Below are 19476 nucleotides of genomic sequence, written 5' to 3' on the forward strand. Positions count from 1 at the left end.
CTGTTTTACGGGGTCGGCCCGAAGATGACGCTCGCATTCGTGCCGCCGAAACCGAAGCTGTTCGACAGCGCGTAGTCGACCTTCCGCTGCTGGGCTTCATGCGCGACGAGGTTGATGTCGCAGCCTTCCGACGGATTGTCGAGGTTGAGCGTCGGCGGCAGGTCGCCCGTCTGAATTGCCTTGACCGTGAAGATCGCCTCCACCGCGCCGGCCGCCCCCAACAGGTGCCCGATCGCCGATTTCGTCGACGACATGGCCAGCTTATAGGCGTGATCGCCGAACAGACGCTTCACCGCGCCGAGTTCGATCTCGTCGCCCAACGGCGTCGAGGTGCCGTGCGCATTGACGTAATCGATCTTTTCCTTGGCGATTCCGGCATTGCGGAAAGCGTTTTCCATGGCGCGGAACCCGCCCGATCCGTCTTCGGACGGCGCCGTCATATGATAGGCATCGCCCGACAGGCCGTAGCCCAGCACCTCGGCATAAATCTTCGCGCCGCGCGCCTTGGCATGTTCCAGTTCTTCCAGGACGACGATCCCGGCGCCTTCACCCATGACGAAGCCGTCGCGGTCCTTGTCCCAGGGGCGCGAGGCTTTTTCCGGCGTCTCGTTAAAGTTGGTGGACAGCGCGCGCGCCGCCGCGAACCCGGCAAGACCAATGCGACAGACCGCCGATTCCGTGCCGCCCGCGACCATGACATCGGCATCGCCGAACATGATCAGGCGCGCGGCGTCGCCGATCGCATGCGTTCCGGTCGCGCAGGCCGTGACCACCGCGTGGTTCGGGCCGCGGAAACCGTATTGGATGGACACGAAGCCGCTGGCCAGATTGATCAGGTTGGCCGGAATGAAAAACGGGCTCAACCGGCGCGGTCCCCGTTCCGCCAACAGTTTGGACCCTTCGGAAATTCCGCCAAGGCCACCGATACCGGACCCAATCATCACACCGGTGCGGTCACGCTCGTCCTGATCCTCGGGCTGCCAGCCGGCATCCTCGACCGCCTGCTTCGCCGCCGCCATGGCATAGGCGATGAAGACGTCCATCTTCTTCAGGTCTTTTTTATCGACCCATTCTTCCGGATCGTATCCGCCGTCGGCATAGGTGCCCGCCGGAACCAGCCCGGCAATCTTGGCCGGAAGGTCCGATACGTCGAAACTATCGATCAGTTTAATACCGGAAGCCCCGTCCAGCAGACGGTTCCACACGTGATCCACGCCGACCCCCAACGGAGTAACGGCACCCAATCCAGTGACGACGACACGTCTCATTCTGGCCCATCCTTACTTGATATCTCACACACTACCCGGAAACCGGTCCCGAAAACAGGACGAGTAAAAGGAAGCGGATTCCCAGGATATCGCAACAACGCCGGGCGGAGAACCCGCCCGGCGCCATTACAATTCAGTTCGGTGTCGGCATGGTCGACTTGGAAACCCGACGAAGCGGACCTCGTCCCTACGCCGTTATACCGCTTACTGATTCGCTTCGATGAAATCGATCGCGTCTTTCACGGTCGCGATTTTTTCCGCCGCATCGTCCGGAATTTCGCAGCCGAATTCTTCTTCAAAGGCCATGACCAGTTCGACCGTATCGAGACTGTCGGCGCCCAGATCGTCGATGAAGCTGGCATTGTCCGTGACCTTATCGGCGTCAACACCCAGGTGTTCGACCACGATGCTTTTCACGCGTTCCGCAACGTCGCTCATTTCTATCTTTCCCTTGCTTGTCGCGGCCAGGGAGACCGGCCGTCCACTGTTTAAACCCTAGTTTTGCGCCTTTCTCCAGCGCGACGGCGCCTGCCTATCACACTTCATCTGGCGAGACCAGCCTTTAGCTTTCACCAAAGGGAGACACGTCCAAATGCCCGGAGTCGGTCCGACATCCAAGAGAAATCCGGCGCAACGGCGCTCAGATCATGGCCATTCCGCCATTCACATGCAACGTCTGCCCCGTAACATAGGCCGCTTCGTCGGATGCCAGATACAGCGCCGCGGCGGCGATTTCTTCCGGCTTGCCCATACGTCCCGCCGGAATAGCCGGCATCAATTTCGCCTTCTGATCGTCCGTCAACGCGTCGGTCATCGCGGTTTCGATGAAACCCGGCGCCACGCAATTCACGGTAATGCCCCGGCTCGCCACTTCCTGAGCCAGAGATTTGGACATGCCGATCATGCCGGCCTTGGACGCGGCATAGTTCGCCTGACCGGGATTTCCCGTGACACCGACGATGGAGGTGACGCCGATGATCCGTCCGAAACGGCGTTTCATCATGCCGCGCAGACAGGCCCGCGACAGACGGAACGCGGCGGTCAGGTTGACCGCGATCACCTGATCCCATTCCTCATCCTTCATGCGCATGGCAAGGTTATCGCGGGTCAGTCCGGCATTGTTGACCAGAATATCGACCGCGCCCATCGCCTCTTCGGCGGCCTTCGCAAGCCCATCGGGACCGTCCGCATCGCCCAGATTGGCCGGCAGGACATGGACTCGCTCACCGCCCAGTTCCGCGGCCAACTCCTCCAGGACACCCGCGCGGGTACCGCTGAGGCCGACCGTCGCCCCCGCCGCATGCAGCGCCTTGGCGATCTCGCCGCCGATACCACCCGTGGCGCCGGTTACCAGCGCCGCCTTGCCCGTCAGATCGAACATAATGTTTCCTTTCCCTACTATTCGGTATGTCGGGGATTAAAGCGTATTCAGGAACGCTTCGACATCGGCCGGTCCATTGACCGCAACGCCGGACATTTCCTTGTCGATTCGCTTCGCCAACCCGGACAAAACCTTCCCGGCGCCCAATTCGACCAGCGTATCGATCCCCAGATCCTTCATCGTCAGCACGCTTTCGCGCCAGCGCACCCGGCCGCAAACCTGTTCCACCAATTGGCGACGAATGGTTTCCGGATCAACGGTGCGCGCCGCCGTGATATTGGCAATCAACGGCACGGCGGGCGGCTGGATGACCGTTTCCGCCAATGCCCGCCCCATCGCATCCGCCGCCGGGGCCATCAATTCACAATGGAACGGCGCGGATACGGGCAGCAGCACGGCGCGCTTCGCGCCTTTTTCCTTGGCAATTTCCAACGCCCGTTCGACGGCGGCCTTGCTGCCGGAAATCACAACCTGACCGGGCGCATTGTCATTCGCCGCCGCACAGACGTCACCTTGGGCCGCTTCGGCGGCAACGGCTTCCGCCGCTTCCAAATCCAGCCCCAGCAGGGCGGCCATCGCACCCTCCCCAACCGGCACCGCCGCCTGCATCGCCTTGCCACGCAGCTTCAGCAACCGCGCCGTATCGGCGAGTTCGATGCCGCGCGCCGCTGCCAGCGCCGAATATTCTCCCAGGCTGTGCCCGGCGACGCAGTCCACCAAGTCGGCAATCGTCTTACCGGACTCCGCCTCGATCACCCGCATTGCCGCGATGCTGACCGCCATCAGGGCCGGTTGCGCATTTTCGGTAAGGGTCAGGTCGCCTTCCGGCCCGTCCTGCATCAGACGGAACAGGCTTTGTCCCAATGCGTCATCGACTTCTTCGAAGACTTCGCGGGCGACCGGAAAGGCCTCCGCCAGATCACCGCCCATTCCGATCGCCTGACTTCCCTGACCGGGAAACACGAACGCGCGTGCCATGACTTCAACTCCCCCTCGTAAACGGCCCCGTTTGCGGGCTTTCGATATCGATCGCAGTCATAGCCCCATCGAGACCGGAGTCAAGTTTCGGCGCTGAATGCAGACAGCGCCGCGGCACAAACGAAAACGCCCCGGCGCATATCGGCCGGGGCGTTCACCTGCCAGGGTGAAAACTCAATGCAACACCGGTTATTCGGCGGCCGCGGCGAAAGACGGGGGAATCGATCCGTCGTCGTTGGCGCCGCCCTTCAGCAGCGCGGAATGGACCCATTTATCTTCGGCGACATATTGCGGGAATTCGTCCCAGAACCCTTCGAAATCACCGACTTGGCCATGGACGAAACGACCGTTGCGAATCTGAATCAGGATTTTCTTGGCCGAAAACGCATCGCCGTTTCGGGAGCAGAGGTACCAGAGACCCACCCCTTCGAAATCGAAATCCATATCGAGTTCGACCATCCCGACGTCGGCCCGGTCGATCAACTGGTAGTCGATCGGGTTTTCCGGTTCCGCCGGATCATAGAGCGTGAAAACGACCAAATCGGCTTCTTCCGCAAGACGCCGCACCTCTTGGGCGATCATCTGCGTCATCATCTCTTTCATCCGCTGCGGGTCGGTCATCTCGTCTCTCCTTGTTGATAGAGAGAATCGGGCGATTCGCAGCGTCATTCAAATAAAAATTCACTGGTTATTTATTTTCTAAATATTTTTTATGTTTCCTTTTCCTCTTTTACCTTATTTTTCTGTATTAACTTTCCGCCGAGAATCGAAAAAGGCATTATTCCAACCAGCTCCGACTCATGATTCGGAACATCGTAAGCAGGTTCAGGAACTGCATAAGGATTTCCCTTATCATCGACGCCCCACTATAGTAGCGCCATAACATATCTAGGTTATTTCAACTCGGAGCGGTGGCCCGTGTCCAAAGCTTCCTCGAACGATCCCGTGAACTGGAGTGCTTTTTCCAAAGACGAACGCGCGCTATTGGATCGTACCTTCAATTTCGTGGCGCGGGACAGCTGGCGTATCCCGGAAGCACAGTTTTACGCGGCGGTGGTTCGCTTCATTTCCGAAACGCTGGATGTCGCGCATGTCCTATGCGACGAGATCGCCTCGGTGGAACCGCTGGTGTTCCGGACGGTGGCCGCGATTGTCGACCGCGAATTCGTGCCGAACTTCTCTTATGAAGGCGCCCCGTCGCCCTGCCGAAACGTCGTGCATGGCAAACCTTATATCGTGCCGAGCGGCCTGCAGCCGCTGTACCCGGACTACGAAATACTCGCAGAGGTCGGCGCACAGAGTTACATCGGCGTCCCCCTGACGACCGAAACCGACGAACCGGAAGGACTGGTCTGCATTCTGGATCGCAAACCTATCGAAAATCCGGAACTCTATAAGGCGGTTCTGGAGCTGATCGGTACGCGCGTTGCCTCCGAAATGAAGCGCCAGGAAGTTCTCGCCACATTGCGCAGCAGCGAACGGCGCTTCCGCGATTTCGTCGATATCAGTTCCGATTGGTATTGGGAAAAGGACGCGGAACTGCGCTATTCCTATTTTTCGGAAAAGTTCGATCATGTCACCGGCATATCCTCGGCAAGCATGCTGGGGAAGAAGCGCAACGAATTGGGGGTGGCCCATGCCGACATGAAGGCGCTGACGTCTTTGGATGAAGACATGGAAATGCGCCGACCGTTCCGGGATTTCATTTATGCACGGCAGAAACCCGACGGATCCAGCGCGTATCTTTCGATCAGCGGCAAACCGGCCTATGGCGACAACGGAGAATTTCTAGGCTACCGCGGGATCGGCCGGGATATAACCCGACAAAAATTGGGCGAACTGGCCCTCGCGCAAAGCCGCGACGAGGCCAATCGTGCGAACCGTGCGAAATCCGACTTCCTGGCGTCCATGAGCCATGAATTGCGCACGCCGCTGAACGCGATTCAAGGGATGAGCGAAGCCCTGATGTATATCGAGGCGTTTCGAAACGATCCGAACCGGCTGACCGATTATCTGAAAAGCATTCACGAAAGCTGCACGCATCTGGTGTCGCTGATCGACGAAATTCTGGACATCGCGAAGATCGAGCAAGGCGCCTACGGCATGCATGCGGAGTATCTTGAGCCGAAAGAGCTGATCGAAGCGGTCCGGCGCCTGATGAAGGACAGCGCCGCGAAGAACGAATCCAAAATAGAAATCGACGCGCCGTCGGACCTTCCGCGTATTTTTGCGGACCGCCGCGCCTTTCATCAGGTCCTGCTGAACCTCATCGCCAATTCGGTGAAACATAGCGGCAAGGGAACGACGGTTTGGATCAAGGCACGGGCCGAAGGGTCCAATACCGACCTGATCGTCGAGGTGTCCGACAATGGGTGCGGCTTCGACCCGGAAACCCTGGATATGGTCGGCCAACCCTTCATCCATGCGCATACCCCGCATGTACGGCGGGAAGCGGCGGGTACCGGCCTGGGCCTGTCCATCGTCGTGCGCCTTGTCCAGGCATGCGGCGGTCGGGTCGAATTCGAGAGTGAACCGGGGCGCGGCGCGGTCATCAAAACCTATTGGCCGACGGCCCCGGCCAGCCGCCCCGCGTAACATCGGCTCCCGCGCGGATCGCCCGATCTGTGGAAATTCCGGTCTTTCGCAGGGAAACACTTGCATTTCGAATACCCCTCCCCTATAAGCCGCCGGTCCTGGATCGGCTGTGCCGGTTCGGGCGTTAACTCCTTGCCGGTTTCTACGCGGGTTTTGACCCGATGAGAAAGCGGCTAGGGCCGGGCGGCAGAGTCGGCGGCGGGGCGTGAATGCCCTGTCCGATCGACCACTGCGCCGGACCGTGAAACAGCCAGAGGGAGTGACATCTATGGCTTTCTATGAAACCGTGCTCATCGCACGGCAAGACGTTTCGTCCGCCCAGGTGGATGGCATCGTCGACATGGCCCAGGAAATCCTGGCCGAAGACGGCGGCAAGATCTCGCGCCGCGAATATTGGGGCCTGCGCAGCCTCGCCTTCCGGATCAAAAAGAACCGCAAGGGCCACTACGTCCTGTTGAACTTCGACGCGAAGGCCGAGGCCGTTGCCGAAATGGAACGCCGTTTCCGCCTGCACGACGACGTCCTGCGTTACATGACCGTCCGCACCGAAACCCTGCCGGAAGAACCGTCCGTGGTTCTGGCCCGTCGCGACGAACGCGATCGGGGAGACCGTGGCGACCGGGGTGGCCGTGGCGAACGCGGTGATCGTGGTGACCGCGGTGACCGGGGCGGCGATCGCGGTCCGCGTCGTGACCGTGGCGACCGCCGCGACCATAACGAAGAATCGGAGGACTAATCATGGCTATGCGTCCTGCTCGTCGGCCCTTTTTCCGCCGCAAGAAAACCTGCCCGTTCTCTGGCCCGAATGCGCCTGAGATCGACTACAAGGACATCAAGACCCTGCAGCGCTTCATTTCCGAGCGCGGCAAGATCGTGCCGTCCCGCATCACCGCGGTGAGCGCGAAGAAACAGCGTGCCCTGGCCCAGGCCATCAAACGCGCCCGTTTCCTCGGCCTCATCCCCTACGTCATTCGCTAAGGGGGAAACGTCATGCAGATCATTCTTCTCGAACGCGTCGAAAAGCTCGGCCAGATGGGCGACGAAGTCGTCGTGAAGCCGGGTTTCGCGCGTAATTTCCTGCTGCCGAAAGGCAAGGCCGTCCGTGCGACCGACGCGAACCGCAAACGCTTCGAAGCACAACGCGCCGAACTGGAAGCCCGTAACCTCGAGCGCAAATCAGAAGCCGAACGCGTCGCCCAGGATCTGGAAGGCCTTCAGGTCGCCCTGATCCGTGCCGCGTCCGACACCGGACAGCTCTACGGGTCGGTCAATGCCCGCGACATCGCCGACGCGATCGCCGAAAAAGGCATCACGATCGGCCGCAACCAGGTGGTCATGGACCGCCCGGTGAAGACCGTCGGCATTTCCACCTTCCGCGTTCAGCTTCACCCGGAAGTTTTCGTGGCGGTGGAAATCAACGTCGCGCAGTCCCTGGAAGAAGCGGAGGCACAGGCCGAACGTCACGCCCGCGGCGAAGATGCCGTTGTGACCGAAGCCGAACGCGCCGCCCGCGACATGGCCGAAGAAGCCGAACGTCAGGCCGCCGAAGTGGCTGCCGCGGCGGCTGAACTGGCCGAGGAATCGGAAGGTTCGGACGACGACGCGTAAGACGCTTCGCCAACCGGAACGGTTTGGAAGGGCGCGGAACCGCACGGTTCCGCGCCCTTTTCTCATGTGAATTCGCGTGGGACGAACACCACAAGGATTGCATCGCGCCGCAACCACTGATCTAGTAGCTGAATCCGCCGTCAACCGAAGCGCCGCGGCAAGCCATCGTAACGCTTCAGTCCTCCATCTTTCGGGGCGGCGGGTCAGGAAGCGACAATGAATGATCCACCCCCCCCCTCTGTTCCGTCCAAGCTTCATGTCCTTATCGTGGACGATGTCGGCATCAACCGACTTGTCTCCAAGGAACTGCTGGTCGGCTTCGGCTGCCGCGTTTCCGAAGCCGCCGATGGGAAGGATGCGGTCGATGCCGTGGTCCGAGAGGGCTTCGACGTGATCCTGATGGATGTGCAAATGCCGCGCATGGACGGCGCGGAAGCCACGCGTATCATCCGCAGCAAGGGCGTCGAAATCCCAATCATCGGGATCACCGCTTATGTTTCCCCCGAACAGCGCGAAGTTTATCTCGCCAGCGGGATGAACGCCGTCGTCACAAAGCCGGTGAATTGGAATAAGCTGGAAACGCTTCTTAAGGACATTGCCGGGAAAAAGGTGGATGGGCTGTCCGACCCCGAGGAACCGCCCCCCGATGTTTTACAGCGTCTCGACATCGGCATGCTGGATGGGCTTTCGCAGGCAATGCCGGCGGATCGGCTTCAAGCCCTCGTAAAGCGTGCCCTGGACGAGGTCCGTGACGCGCTGCCGAAGTTGAAGAATGCGGAAACCGACGCCGCACGCGCCAAAGAGGCCCACTATCTGGTCGGCATGTGCGCCAATGTCGGACTAATCGCCCTGCGCCAATTCACCAAGGAGGCGGAACTGGCGAAATCCGATGCGGATTTCGCCGAAGCCGTAGACCACATCACGCGCGAACTGCCCGCCAGTTACGACGCGTTATCGCTTTATCTGAAGAGCAAGGCACAATAGCCGCTGTTACAGCAGACCGCGTTTCTTTGCCACGCGCCGAAAGCGCAGATAGTCGAGGTCAAGCGCCCGGGCTGCCTGGGCTTGGTTTCCGTCCGCCGCCGCCAGCGCATCCCGGATCAGGCTTTCCTCCAGTGCCGCGACACGGTCGTCGAAACCGCCCGATGCGTCATCCCCGTCCGCTTCCACCGGCGGAACAACCGTCTGGCCGGGAAAGACATCGAAAACAATCCTGTCGACCGCGGTTTCCGCATCGGCGTGCCGAAACACCGACCGTTCGACGACGTTGCGTAATTCCCGAACATTGCCCGGCCATCGATATTCCTCCAATTCCCGTTCGGCCGACCGGCTGAACCCCGGAAAATGCGGCCAGCCGAGTTCCCGCACCATGCCTCGCGCGAAATATTCCGCCAGCACCGGAATATCCAGCGGCCGATCCCGCAATGGCGGCACGGCGACGACGTCGAACGTCAATCGGTCGAGCAAATCCGCGCGAAACCGTCCTTCGTCCACGGCCTTGCGCAGGTCCTCATTCGTTGCCGCGATCAGCCGGACATCCGCCGACAGGGACTGATTGCCGCCAAGCCGGGAAAACTCACCGTATTCCACGGCACGCAGCAGCTTTTCCTGCACCGTGGCTCCGGCGAGGCCAACCTCGTCGAGCATCAGACTGCCGCCGTCGGCGCGTTCGAACAGCCCCTTGCGCAGGCGCTGCGCCCCGGTGAAGGCCCCGGCCTCGTGCCCGAACAATTCACTGTCCAACAGGCTCTCGGAAAAGGCGGCGCAGTTCACCGGGACATAGGGGCGGTCCCAGCGCGCCGACAGATAATGCAGTCGGGCCGATACCATTTCCTTGCCCGACCCACGCTCCCCCAATACCAGGACGGGACGGTTCAACTTCGCCAGTTCCGATACGTGATCAAGAATGGCGACGAAGGCCGGATCGGATCCGATAATGCTGTCTTTTCTATCCATAATCGATATATATCATATCGTTTTCAATATATCACTATCGATATATCTGAATACCAGAAACTTCTAAGTTATTGATTTTAAACAAAACATAAATTGGCACGCCCCTTGCCAATATGGGATCGGAACGGGGCCATGGCGGTCTCTGTCATTGACGACATAACAGGTAGGAGTGGTCTCTTATGGGTATCTTTTCCCGCATGACCGATATTTTGAATGCCAATGTCAACGCACTGCTGGACCGTGCGGAAGACCCTGAAAAGATGGCGCGTTTGATGATCCAGGAAATGGAAGACACCCTGGTGGAAGTCCGGTCCGCCGCGGTGCGGTTGATCGCCGACAAGAAGACGATTTCCCGCCGTCTGGACGAGGCCGAGGCCGACCGCAAGGAATGGGGCAAGAAGGCCGAATTCGCGCTCAGCCGTGAACGGGAAGACTTGGCAAAAGCCGCCCTGCTGGCGAAGAAGCGGTTGGGGGAGCATATCGACACGCTGACCCGCGAAATGGCGGCGATCGAAGAAAGCCTGGCGAAATACGACGACGATCTCGCCCGCCTGCAAAGCAAGCTGGACGAAGCAAAGGCCCGTCGCAAAGCCATCGAAATCCGCACCACCTCCGCCCAAAATCGGGTTCAGATGCGGCGCACGCTCTATGACGGGCGGGTCGATGACGCGCTTTCCCGCTACGAAAGTTTGGAACGTCGCATCGATGACCTGGAATCAGAGGCCGAGGGTTACGATCTAGGGAAGAAGGAAGACCTCGCCACGGCCTTCGCCGATCTGGAAGCCGAAGAGGAAATCGCCGACGAACTGGCCTCCCTGAAGGCCAAAATGAAAAAGTAACCTTGCCCTGACACCCTAAGGATCGGGCATAGTATTCAACGAACGGGGCCGCCTTCCCAAAAGGCGGCCCGAACGGAAACGACATTAGAGAGCGGTGGCAGGCAGCATGGACCTCTGGATCGTCTTCTTCGTACCCACGGTCATTTTGGTGGGTCTCGTGCTGCCGCTATGGCTGCTCTTCCACTACGTCACAAAATGGCGTGAACAAAAACGACAGGCCCAGGCGTCCCGCGAGGACATGGAAGCGCTGTGGCGCATCGCGGACAAATTGGAACGCCGCCTGAATTCGCTGGAAGCGGTCATCGACGACACGCCGTCCCAGCGCTCGCAACGGCTCTAAAAGGACTGCCCCCATGACGTGCAAGTATCGAAAGTCCCATGGCTCCCACCCCTTTAACACCGGCGACGGCAAGCCGCATGCCTTTGGCGAAAAGCTGCATCGCTTCTTCAAACGCCTGCACCGCAATCCGGATCGTGGAAAGATCGCCGGTGTTTGCGCCGGGATCGCGGAAACGGCGGGGATGCGGCCCTGGGCCGTGCGCGCCGCGCTGATCATCCTTCTGATCATGAACGCGCCGGTTGCCATCCTCCTCTATATTCTGGGCATCGTCCTGCTGGAACGCCGCACGGATTTCATGGCTGAAGGACCTGCGGCCGCCGGCCCGACCGAGACCGCCACGGCGCAAGCCCCCACCCCCGACGGTCCGCCGTCGCCGGGCGGCCCCGACGGTGCGGTGGATGCCGGTTTGCCGCAGAACCTGCGCTTCGAATCCCTGCGCCGGAAGTTCAAGGATCTGGAAGAACGCGCCGCCGATATGGAAGCGCATGTGACCTCCGGCGATTACACGTTGAACAAACGGCTCAAGGAAATCTGATCGCCCGTCTCCCATACCTCCCTGATCCGCCTCGCCCTCTCCCGAATGGGAGAGGGCTTTTTGTTTTCACCCCCGATATCCCCATGACTCACAGCCCGCGTTCACAACTGATCTACATGCTTTCCAATTCGACTCGGTCTATGCTCCGACGATGATGAACGATACAGCCGACGGTGCCGGCGCGAGCAATATTCGCCCCCTGCACACAGACAAGCAAAACGGTCAGGACGGAACGGCGAAACCCTTTCGCCAGCCACCGCATAACGCCGAAGTGGAACAGGCGCTGATCGGCGCCATTCTGCGCAACAACCGCGCGATCGAGGCGGCGGCGGACCTGTTGGCCCCGTCGCATTTCTATGTGCCGGAACACCAGCGGCTCTACGGCCATATCAAGACGCTGATCGACAAGGGGCAAGTCGCCAGCCCGGCGACGCTGAGCCATATCGCGGAAAGCGATGAGTTGCTGCGCGAAGCGGGCGGCACGGCCTATCTGTACGAACTCGCGACCAACGTCGTCACCGTTCTGAACAGCGGCGAATATGCCAAGACCATCCACGACCTGTATCTGAAGCGGGAACTGATCGGCCTGGGCGAGGAAGTCGTCACGGACGCCTATGACAGCCACGACCTGGACTTCACCGCCGACAAGCAGATCGAAAAGGCCGAACAGCGGCTCTACAATCTGGCCTCGACCGGCAATCTGGACCAGATGGTCAAAAGCATCGACACGGCGGCCAAGCAGGCGCTGTTGATGGCGGAACAGGCGTTCAAGCGCGATAGCCATGTCGTCGGGATCACCACCGGGTTCCGGGATGTCGACGAGCGTTTGGGCGGTTTGCACGGGTCGGATTTGCTGATCCTCGCCGGACGCCCGGCGATGGGGAAGACGGCACTGGCAACCAACATCGCCTACAACGCCGCCTCCGCCTACAAGAAGATCGTCACCGAAGACGGCAAGGAAATTGAAGAAGGCGGCGTCGTCCTGTTCTTCAGCCTGGAAATGAGCGCGGAACAGTTGGCGGGCCGTTTGATCTCCACCTGCTCCGGCGTCGCTTCCGACCGCATCCGGCGCGGCGATATCCAGACGGAAGAATTCGAACGCATCGTCGTCGCCAGCCAGGAATTGAGCCGCATCCCGCTTTATATCGACGACACCCCGGCCCTGACGATCACCGGCCTGCGTCAGCGGGCGCGCCGGGTGCAGCGTCAGCACGGCCTGCATCTGATCATTGTCGATTACCTGCAGCTCCTCCAGGGACCGCCGGATAAGCGCATCGACAACCGCGTGCAGGAAGTGTCCGAAATCACCCGAGGCCTCAAGACATTGGCCAAGGAATTGAACGTCCCGGTGCTGGCCCTGTCGCAGTTGTCGCGACAGGTCGAAAACCGCGAAGACAAGCGCCCGCAGCTTTCCGACTTGCGTGAATCCGGCTCCATCGAACAGGACGCGGACGTCGTGTCCTTCGTCTATCGTCCCGAATACTATCTGGAAAAGGAATTCCCGGAACAGCGCCCCAATGAATCCCCGGAGAAATTCGAGGAGCGCCGCCTGCGCCACGAACAGGCGCTTGTCGAAAAGCGCAACGTCGCGGAATTGGTCATCGCCAAACAGCGACACGGGCCGGTCGGCATCGTGGAACTATTCTTCAACGGTGAACTAACCCTGTTTGACGACTTGGACCGCCAACACGGTGGGGAAGGATTCCAATAACGTCTCGCCTAACGGGGCGTCAGCGCATCACCACCGCGCCGCCGCGGATTTCGCGCAGCAGCTTGCGCTTCATCGCGCGCTGGAAATCGTCGTAATCGTCCGCCACCTCGACGAAGGCGCCGGGGCCGTTGACCAGCTTTTCGCGGTAATAGGGTTCCGGGTCCGGTTCCGATCCCTTGATGACCAGCCCGTTCACCGTGATGTCCGAATAGTCGAAGGCTCGGTAGGCGATGACGGGCGAAAAGCCTTCATTGTTAACGCCGTCGCCGGAAATATCGACGACACGCCGCAGGCAGGTTTGCGGCAATTGCTGGAAATGAATGGCCGCGAAGCCCAGCGCATAGCCGATAGCGGTCGGGAATTCGATATATTGCCGGACGGAATTGCGCAGCCGGGTCGCGGCGGTGCGGATCGCTTCCTCGCTGTTGAGCCATGTCCAATCCAATTGCAGCACATGCTGCGTTCGGCCGCTCCATTCGAACGCGGTCAGGTAGATCCCGCCACTCCCCAGGATCGTCGCAATCACGTCCGGATCGACCAATGCCGCCGCCAACCCGTCCGTCTGTTTCCGATATTCCTTCGAATCGACGCTGGACGACGTATCGAGTCCAAGAGACAGCGCCAAAGAGCAGGCCCGTGCCTTCATCGGCATCGCAAGACCACCGAACAAGCCGGTCAACAGGCAAGCCAGAACGGGCAGGATCGCGCGGGTCGTCTTTCGGTCGCTCATTACTTTTCCCCTTGGACGTCTTCGCCGTTGCAATGCAGCATGCGCCGCGAAACTATAGGCGAGTATAGGCCGTCACCGCGCTCGCGGGTACCCTATCCCTTTCGGGACACTTGCTCTTTCGGGAACGCGTGGCCAGAAAGGTTTCCGTTCAGTCCCGTTGCAGAAGAGTGTTTTCATGTCCCAAGCCGGTTTTCCGCACAGTCCGACAACGCTGACCATCGATCTGGACGCGATCGTACAAAACTGGCAATTCCTGTGTAGCCGCACCGGCCATGGACGGTCCGCCGCCGTGGTGAAGGCGAACGGATACGGTCTTGGTCTCTCCCCCGTGGCGCGCAGTTTGGCGGCGGGGGGCTGCAAGACCTTCTATGTCGCGCATCTGGATGAAGGGATCGCCCTGCGGCAGGTCCTGGACAAATCCGATATTCGCATCGGTGTGTTGAACGGGCTGCTGCCGGGTCAGGAAGAAGTATTCCTGGAGCACCGCCTGTGGCCATCCCTCTGCGATCCGGGGCAGATCGACCGCTGGGCCGCCTTCTGTCGCGCCAACAGCATCCCCCTGCCCGCCTTGCTGCATATCGACACGGGCATGAGCCGTACCGGATTGGACCGGACCGAAACCGCCGATCTGATCGACAATCCGGATCGGTTGCAGGGAATCGATTTGCGTTTCGTGATGTCGCATATGGCCTGCGCCGACGATCCGGCCCATCCGATGAACCGCGAACAGCAACAACGCTTCGCCGATGCCGTCAACCGCCTGCCCAAGGCGACGGAAGGCGCGATGCTGGCGGCATCCAGCGCGATATTCCTGGGGTCCGACTGGCATTTCGACTGGGTCCGGCCCGGGGTCTGTCTTTACGGCGTTCGCCCGAACACGACCGCCCCGAACCCGATGAAACCGGTCGTCACCTTACAGTCTCGCATCCTGCAGGTTCGTCAGATTGACGCCCCAGAGAGCGTCGGATACGGTGCCAGCCATCGGGCCGAGGGGCCGACGCGGATTGCAACGATCGCGGTTGGATACGCGGATGGATTCCTCCGGTCTCTCAGCAATTCTGCAAGTGCCTGGTTGGGGGATATCGAAGTGCCGTTGGTCGGTCGCGTCTCCATGGATCTCGTGACGCTGGACGTCACCGCCGTCCCGACGGCGCAGGCTGGCGATACCGTCACGCTGATCGGTCCGAACCAGGATGTCGATGCCGTCGCCGACAAGGCGGGCACCATCGGGTACGAAATTCTCACCTCCTTGGGCGCACGCTATGCCCGCAGCTATGTCGGGGGCGTCGCGTGAACCCGCTACGCGCACTCGGCGCGGCCAGCCTCGGTTTTCTGGCGGCAACCGGGCGTCTGACGACCTTCGCACTCGTCGGGATACAGCACTGTGTGCGGCCGCCGATCTATCCCCGTCTGATCGGACGGCAGATGATCGATATCGGCTATTACTCGCTGCCCGTGGTCGCGATGACGACGCTGTTCGCGGGTATGGTTCTGGCCTTGCAGTCCTATACCGGCTTTTCCCGGTTCGCCGCCGAAGGCGCGATCCCGTCCGTCGTCGTCCTATCGATCACGCGGGAATTGTCGCCGGTTCTGGCCGGTCTCATGATCGCGGGCCGCATCGGCGCGGCCATGGCGGCGGAATTGGGCACAATGCGGGTGACGGAACAGATCGACGCGTTGGAAACCCTGTCCACCAATCCGATGAAATACCTGATCGCCCCGCGCCTGATCGCCGGGGTGACGATGCTGCCGCTGCTGGTCCTGATCGGCGACATCCTGGGGGTATTCGGTGGCTATCTGGTCAGTGTCTACAAGCTGGGCTTCAACGAGCAGGTCTATCTGATCAATTCCTGGAATTTCGTTGAGGCACAGGACATCGTATCCGGCCTCGTCAAGGCGGCGGTCTTCGGGTTCCTGGTTGCGCTGATGGGCTGCTATCATGGTTTCCACAGCCGGGGCGGCGCGCAGGGTGTCGGCGCGGCGACAACCAATGCCGTGGTCAGCGCCTCCATCCTGATCCTGATCGCCAACTATCTGATCACCGAACTGTTCTTCGCCACATGACCGACAGCAAGACCCCGAAAATCCGTCTGAAAGACGTTCACAAAAGTTTCGGGCCGAAGCAGATTTTGCGCGGCTTCTCCCTCGACGTCATGCCGCAAGAATCGGTCGTCATCATCGGCGGATCCGGGACCGGCAAATCGGTGATGCTGAAATGCATTCTGGGGCTGCTGTCCCCGGAACAAGGTGAAATCGAAATCGACGGGCAGCCGACGGTCCATCTGTCCAACGCGGACCGGGAAGAGGTGAATGCCAAGATCGGCATGCTGTTCCAGAACGCGGCCCTGTTCGACAGCCTGCCGGTTTGGGAAAACGTCGCCTTCGGTCTGATCCAGGGCAAACGCATGAAGCGCAAACTGGCCCACGACATCGCGATCGAAAAACTGGCACAGGTCGGGCTGGGCGCGGATGTCGGCAAGATGTCACCGGCGGATCTGTCAGGCGGCATGCGCAAACGCGTCGGACTGGCCCGTGCCATTGCGGGTGACCCGGATATCATCTTCTTTGACGAACCGACGACGGGCTTGGATCCGATCATGGGCCATGTCATCGACAATCTGATCGTCAAATGCGTGAAGGAAGTCGGCGCGACCGCGATTTCCATCACCCATGACATGCCCAGCGCCCGGCGCATCGCCGACCGCATGGCCATGCTGTATCAAGGCAAGGTCATCTGGCACGGCCCGGTCGGCCAGATAGACAATTCCGGCAACGACTATGTCGATCAATTCATCCATGGATCCGCCGACGGCCCGATCCAGATGGAACTGCTGAAGCTCTAGTCCGCGCCGGTTGGACCGCCGCCCTTATTCCCGTAAGGGGCAGGCGCAGAGGCCATTGCCGTATCAGGTCACGAACGGCACGAAGGGCACGCGCTCGCGCGCGGCCACTCTGGGAAGCAGCTCTTCAATGGCGCTCTTGAAATGAGACGAATTGTTATGGGCGTCCCAACCGGCCTCATCGATATAGAGTTCGTAGATGAAAAATGCGTTCGGATCGGACGGCGAGCGGTAGGGCATAAAGAACTTCACGCCCTCCTCCGCCATTGTCGGCTCGATCAAGTTTTCCAGTATTTCCGCAACCGCCTCCGCCTCGCCGTCTTTCGCGACGATATTGATCGCGACCACGAATCCGTTGTTGAGATTTGCCGCTGTTGGATCTGCATATGCTGGCATGGGTCAGTTCCTGCTCAACAGCAGACGTAAGCCGGCAAACGCAAAGAATGTCCCCAGGACTCCTTGGATCAGCCGTCGTGCGTTACTGTAATGGCGCATCATGAACGGGGTCGAGAAGGCAACCGCGTAGATCAGATGGATACTTATCGATAGCGCAAACGTTCCCAGAACGATGCTTGCCGCGACCCAGTATGGCGCCCCCGCTTTCAAACCAAGCGAGATGATCGCGATCCATGCCAACGCGGCCTTTGGATTGGTCATCTGAATCAAGTAGCCTCGTTTAAAATAGCCTAACGCTGTCCGGCGACCGCCCGCGAGTTCCTTGGCCTCGATATCGTGCCTGGATGAGGCGGATTTAAACGCTTTATAGGCCAGCCAAAGAAGGTAGAGGCCGCCGAATATCTTGATCGCAAACAGTGCCGAGGCATAGGCGGCCAAGATGGCGGACAGTCCGAAGACCGTGAGCAACGCCCAGGTAAACGAACCGGTGGCGACGCCTGCCGCCAGAGCCATGCCGGACTCGCGGCTGACGCCCATGGAAGTCCCGATAACGGCAAGAATGTTCGGACCCGGGCTCGCGACCGCTACAAGGAATGCCGAATAAGCCAGCAGAATTCCGGGAAGGTGGGTTGAGATTTCCTGCACCGCACTCGCCTCCTCTTCTATTCATGTTCACTTTATAATCTGAAATTGTTTTTAATATGTTCCAATATTCTTAGTCATGCAAGCAGGATTGTCATGCCGAAGCGGCCGTCACCGCGATTGACAGTCGCCCCACCCGCGCGCTATCAGCGCCGTCGGGTGAAGGTCCCTGCCGTCCGCGGGCGTGAATGCCTTTGGTGAATCCTTCCTGAGAAATATCGACATCCTCCCCCTGCTATCAGGCATGCGGAGAATGGCAATGCGGGCCCCATTCGAAAGACGCATGACGACATGCAAGGAGGACGAGGCATGACCTCACCATCCCCATTACCGTCGCTTGATGCCTTGAAGGCGCAGGCGAAACGCCTCCGCACCGAATTGGAGGCATCCGGCAATCCCGTGTCGCACGGGCAAGCCCTGGAATTGATCGCCCGCCAATACGGCTTTCGCGATTGGAATACCCTGCACGCACGGACCGGCAACGCCCCGCCACCGCCGCCCTTCACCGTCGGGCAGATCGTGGAAGGCACCTATCTGGGCCAGCCGTTTATCGGGGAAGTCATCGGCCTGCAAAGTCAGGCCGGCGGGAGCCTCTACCGGCTTACCCTCGATTTCGAGGAACCGATCGACGTGGTCACCTTCGACAGTTTCTCAAATTTCCGCAAACGGGTCAGCTGCACCGTGGACCGAAACGGCAGAAGCCCGGAAAAGACGTCGAACGGTCGGCCGCAGGTCGCCTTGTCGCTTTAGGATGTCTTGATGTCGATCCGGGACAGGAAATTGCCCATGTCGGCGTCGAAATGCTCTTTGCCCAACCGGATGATCGAAACACTGTCCGGCAGCGACTTCAGCGCTGTGTGATCGAGTTTGAAGCTGGTCAGGACCGCCGCCGGAATGCTTTCGGTGGCGGTCATGGCGCCCAGCGCACGGGCCAGATCCGCACCGCTGAGTTCATCCAGTGTTTGGGAAAAGATCACGGCGTTCGGCTTCGAGCGGTACGTTACCGTAAAGCAATCCAGCAGCCGCGTGGCTTGCACAACGCGAAATCCGCAGTTCTGCAGAATGTCACGGACAATCTTGGCCGTCACGGTCGATGGCACGCCCAACAAAACCTCGACATCGACGACATTCACGCTGATATCGGGTGGCGGGCGGCGCGACGGAAGGGCCCGCAGCAGCTTGGTCGCCTCTTCACCGCTCGGCTCTTTGCCATGGCGGGCGATTTCGCGAATTCTGTCCAGAAACACGCCGATTTCGTGCGAGACTTCGGCGGACAGTTCTTTTTCATCCGCGAGGAAGTCTTCCAGGCGATGAGAGATCGAGCTGATCATCGGGTAACCATACGACCCGCCCGTGCCTTTAAGGGAGTGCGCTTCGCGTCGAATGGCTTTTAAAGCGCTCTTTTTGTCTTCTAGGCCGCGCAGTGCCTTGTCGATAACATCTTCAATTTGGCTCGAACTGTCTTCGATGGAATCCAAGAACTCCGTCTGGAGCTGTTGATAGAAGGAGTCTTCTGACATGATTGGTTCCTAGAAGGTTCGAAAATAACCGCAATCACGTGCACAGAGAAAAGTTAACAAATAGATAAATAACCACCATTTCAGTGATTTCGGTTCCGTCACCGGACGAATCGCGGTTGGTGTGTGGTACGCTCGGA

General features: G+C 59.9%; 23 protein-coding genes. 13 read left to right on the forward strand and 10 right to left on the reverse strand.

Annotated features, from left to right (window positions below; translation table 11 throughout):
• Window positions 1-5: 5 nt before the first annotated feature.
• From fabF to HH303_RS07270, 5 genes are all read right to left on the reverse strand, one after another.
• Entirely contained in the window at window positions 6-1268 is a 1263-nt protein-coding gene (gene fabF, locus HH303_RS07250) for a beta-ketoacyl-ACP synthase II (protein WP_169624562.1), read from the reverse strand.
• A 204-nt stretch (window positions 1269-1472) separates the two neighbouring features.
• Window positions 1473-1706: an acyl carrier protein gene (locus tag HH303_RS07255; protein ID WP_169624563.1), complete on the reverse strand. Its 234-nt coding sequence runs from the start codon at window positions 1704-1706 to the stop codon at window positions 1473-1475.
• A 202-nt stretch (window positions 1707-1908) separates the two neighbouring features.
• Window positions 1909-2649, reverse strand: a complete 741-nt coding sequence (gene fabG, locus HH303_RS07260; RefSeq protein ID WP_169624564.1) for a 3-oxoacyl-[acyl-carrier-protein] reductase — start codon at window positions 2647-2649, stop codon at window positions 1909-1911.
• A 36-nt stretch (window positions 2650-2685) separates the two neighbouring features.
• Window positions 2686-3627, reverse strand: coding sequence for an ACP S-malonyltransferase (fabD, locus tag HH303_RS07265; RefSeq protein ID WP_169624565.1), 942 nt, complete (start codon window positions 3625-3627; stop codon window positions 2686-2688).
• Window positions 3628-3816: 189 nt separating this feature from the next.
• The gene (locus tag HH303_RS07270) at window positions 3817-4248 is read right to left on the reverse strand and encodes a hypothetical protein (protein WP_169624566.1); all 432 of its coding nucleotides are present in this window, start codon (window positions 4246-4248) and stop codon (window positions 3817-3819) included.
• 297 nt (window positions 4249-4545) lie between these two features.
• Between HH303_RS07270 and HH303_RS07275 the strand changes: the two genes are divergently transcribed.
• The 5 genes from HH303_RS07275 to HH303_RS07295 all read left to right on the forward strand — a co-directional run bounded on the left by HH303_RS07275 (window position 4546) and on the right by HH303_RS07295 (window position 8814).
• Entirely contained in the window at window positions 4546-6222 is a 1677-nt protein-coding gene (locus HH303_RS07275) for a sensor histidine kinase (protein WP_169624567.1), read from the forward strand.
• A gap of 268 nt (window positions 6223-6490) precedes the next feature.
• Entirely contained in the window at window positions 6491-6958 is a 468-nt protein-coding gene (gene rpsF, locus HH303_RS07280) for a 30S ribosomal protein S6 (RefSeq protein ID WP_169624568.1), read from the forward strand.
• An 8-nt stretch (window positions 6959-6966) separates the two neighbouring features.
• Window positions 6967-7200, forward strand: coding sequence for a 30S ribosomal protein S18 (gene rpsR / locus HH303_RS07285; RefSeq protein WP_455011041.1), 234 nt, complete (start codon window positions 6967-6969; stop codon window positions 7198-7200).
• 12 nt (window positions 7201-7212) lie between these two features.
• Window positions 7213-7830: a 50S ribosomal protein L9 gene (rplI, locus tag HH303_RS07290; RefSeq protein ID WP_169624570.1), complete on the forward strand. Its 618-nt coding sequence runs from the start codon at window positions 7213-7215 to the stop codon at window positions 7828-7830.
• Between the two features lie 216 nt (window positions 7831-8046).
• On the forward strand, window positions 8047-8814 hold the full coding sequence (locus HH303_RS07295) for a response regulator (protein WP_169624571.1): 768 nt from the start codon (window positions 8047-8049) through the stop codon (window positions 8812-8814).
• Between the two features lie 6 nt (window positions 8815-8820).
• Here HH303_RS07295 and HH303_RS07300 read toward each other — a convergent pair whose 3' ends face one another.
• Window positions 8821-9786, reverse strand: coding sequence for a sigma 54-interacting transcriptional regulator (locus tag HH303_RS07300; protein ID WP_169624572.1), 966 nt, complete (start codon window positions 9784-9786; stop codon window positions 8821-8823).
• Window positions 9787-9965: 179 nt separating this feature from the next.
• On the opposite strand from HH303_RS07300, the gene pspA reads away from it, so the two are divergent.
• From pspA to HH303_RS07320, 4 genes are all read left to right on the forward strand, one after another.
• A complete protein-coding gene (pspA, locus tag HH303_RS07305; protein WP_169624573.1) occupies window positions 9966-10625 on the forward strand; it encodes a phage shock protein PspA in 660 nt (219 codons plus the stop codon).
• 106 nt (window positions 10626-10731) lie between these two features.
• Window positions 10732-10965: an envelope stress response membrane protein PspB gene (locus tag HH303_RS07310; protein WP_169624574.1), complete on the forward strand. Its 234-nt coding sequence runs from the start codon at window positions 10732-10734 to the stop codon at window positions 10963-10965.
• Between the two features lie 13 nt (window positions 10966-10978).
• Window positions 10979-11500 (forward strand): PspC domain-containing protein, encoded by a 522-nt coding sequence (locus HH303_RS07315; RefSeq protein WP_169624575.1) that lies wholly within the window; start codon window positions 10979-10981, stop codon window positions 11498-11500.
• Window positions 11501-11651: 151 nt separating this feature from the next.
• On the forward strand, window positions 11652-13211 hold the full coding sequence (locus HH303_RS07320) for a replicative DNA helicase (protein ID WP_227421617.1): 1560 nt from the start codon (window positions 11652-11654) through the stop codon (window positions 13209-13211).
• 19 nt (window positions 13212-13230) lie between these two features.
• On the opposite strand, the gene HH303_RS07325 is transcribed toward HH303_RS07320, so the two are convergent.
• On the reverse strand, window positions 13231-13941 hold the full coding sequence (locus HH303_RS07325) for a DUF1194 domain-containing protein (protein ID WP_227421618.1): 711 nt from the start codon (window positions 13939-13941) through the stop codon (window positions 13231-13233).
• A gap of 175 nt (window positions 13942-14116) precedes the next feature.
• On the opposite strand from HH303_RS07325, the gene alr reads away from it, so the two are divergent.
• Genes alr through HH303_RS07340 form a run of 3 tightly spaced genes read left to right on the forward strand, consistent with a single transcriptional unit; the run spans window position 14117 to window position 16784 of the window.
• Window positions 14117-15235, forward strand: coding sequence for an alanine racemase (alr, locus tag HH303_RS07330; protein ID WP_169624576.1), 1119 nt, complete (start codon window positions 14117-14119; stop codon window positions 15233-15235).
• Complete coding sequence (locus HH303_RS07335) at window positions 15232-16005, forward strand: MlaE family ABC transporter permease (RefSeq protein ID WP_169624577.1); 774 nt, start codon at window positions 15232-15234, stop codon at window positions 16003-16005. The genes alr and HH303_RS07335 overlap by 4 nt, the downstream gene beginning before the upstream one ends.
• Complete coding sequence (locus HH303_RS07340) at window positions 16002-16784, forward strand: ABC transporter ATP-binding protein (protein ID WP_169624578.1); 783 nt, start codon at window positions 16002-16004, stop codon at window positions 16782-16784. The genes HH303_RS07335 and HH303_RS07340 overlap by 4 nt, the downstream gene beginning before the upstream one ends.
• Window positions 16785-16847: 63 nt before the next feature.
• On the opposite strand, the gene HH303_RS07345 is transcribed toward HH303_RS07340, so the two are convergent.
• Together HH303_RS07345 and HH303_RS07350 are read right to left on the reverse strand one after the other, a co-directional pair.
• On the reverse strand, window positions 16848-17177 hold the full coding sequence (locus HH303_RS07345) for a putative quinol monooxygenase (RefSeq protein ID WP_169624579.1): 330 nt from the start codon (window positions 17175-17177) through the stop codon (window positions 16848-16850).
• 3 nt (window positions 17178-17180) lie between these two features.
• Window positions 17181-17822 (reverse strand): LysE family translocator, encoded by a 642-nt coding sequence (locus tag HH303_RS07350; RefSeq protein ID WP_169624580.1) that lies wholly within the window; start codon window positions 17820-17822, stop codon window positions 17181-17183.
• Window positions 17823-18128: 306 nt separating this feature from the next.
• On the opposite strand from HH303_RS07350, the gene HH303_RS07355 reads away from it, so the two are divergent.
• Complete coding sequence (locus HH303_RS07355; RefSeq protein WP_169624581.1) at window positions 18129-18569, forward strand: glyoxalase superfamily protein; 441 nt, start codon at window positions 18129-18131, stop codon at window positions 18567-18569.
• On the opposite strand, the gene HH303_RS07360 is transcribed toward HH303_RS07355, so the two are convergent.
• On the reverse strand, window positions 18566-19297 hold the full coding sequence (locus HH303_RS07360; protein WP_169624582.1) for an Hpt domain-containing protein: 732 nt from the start codon (window positions 19295-19297) through the stop codon (window positions 18566-18568). The two genes, HH303_RS07355 and HH303_RS07360, sit on opposite strands and share 4 nt — an antisense overlap.
• Between the last annotated feature and the right edge of the window lie 179 nt (window positions 19298-19476).

Origin of the sequence: Pacificispira spongiicola (assembly GCF_012926505.1) — a bacterium.
In the GTDB taxonomy this organism is placed as follows: domain Bacteria; phylum Pseudomonadota; class Alphaproteobacteria; order UBA8366; family Aestuariispiraceae; genus Pacificispira; species Pacificispira spongiicola.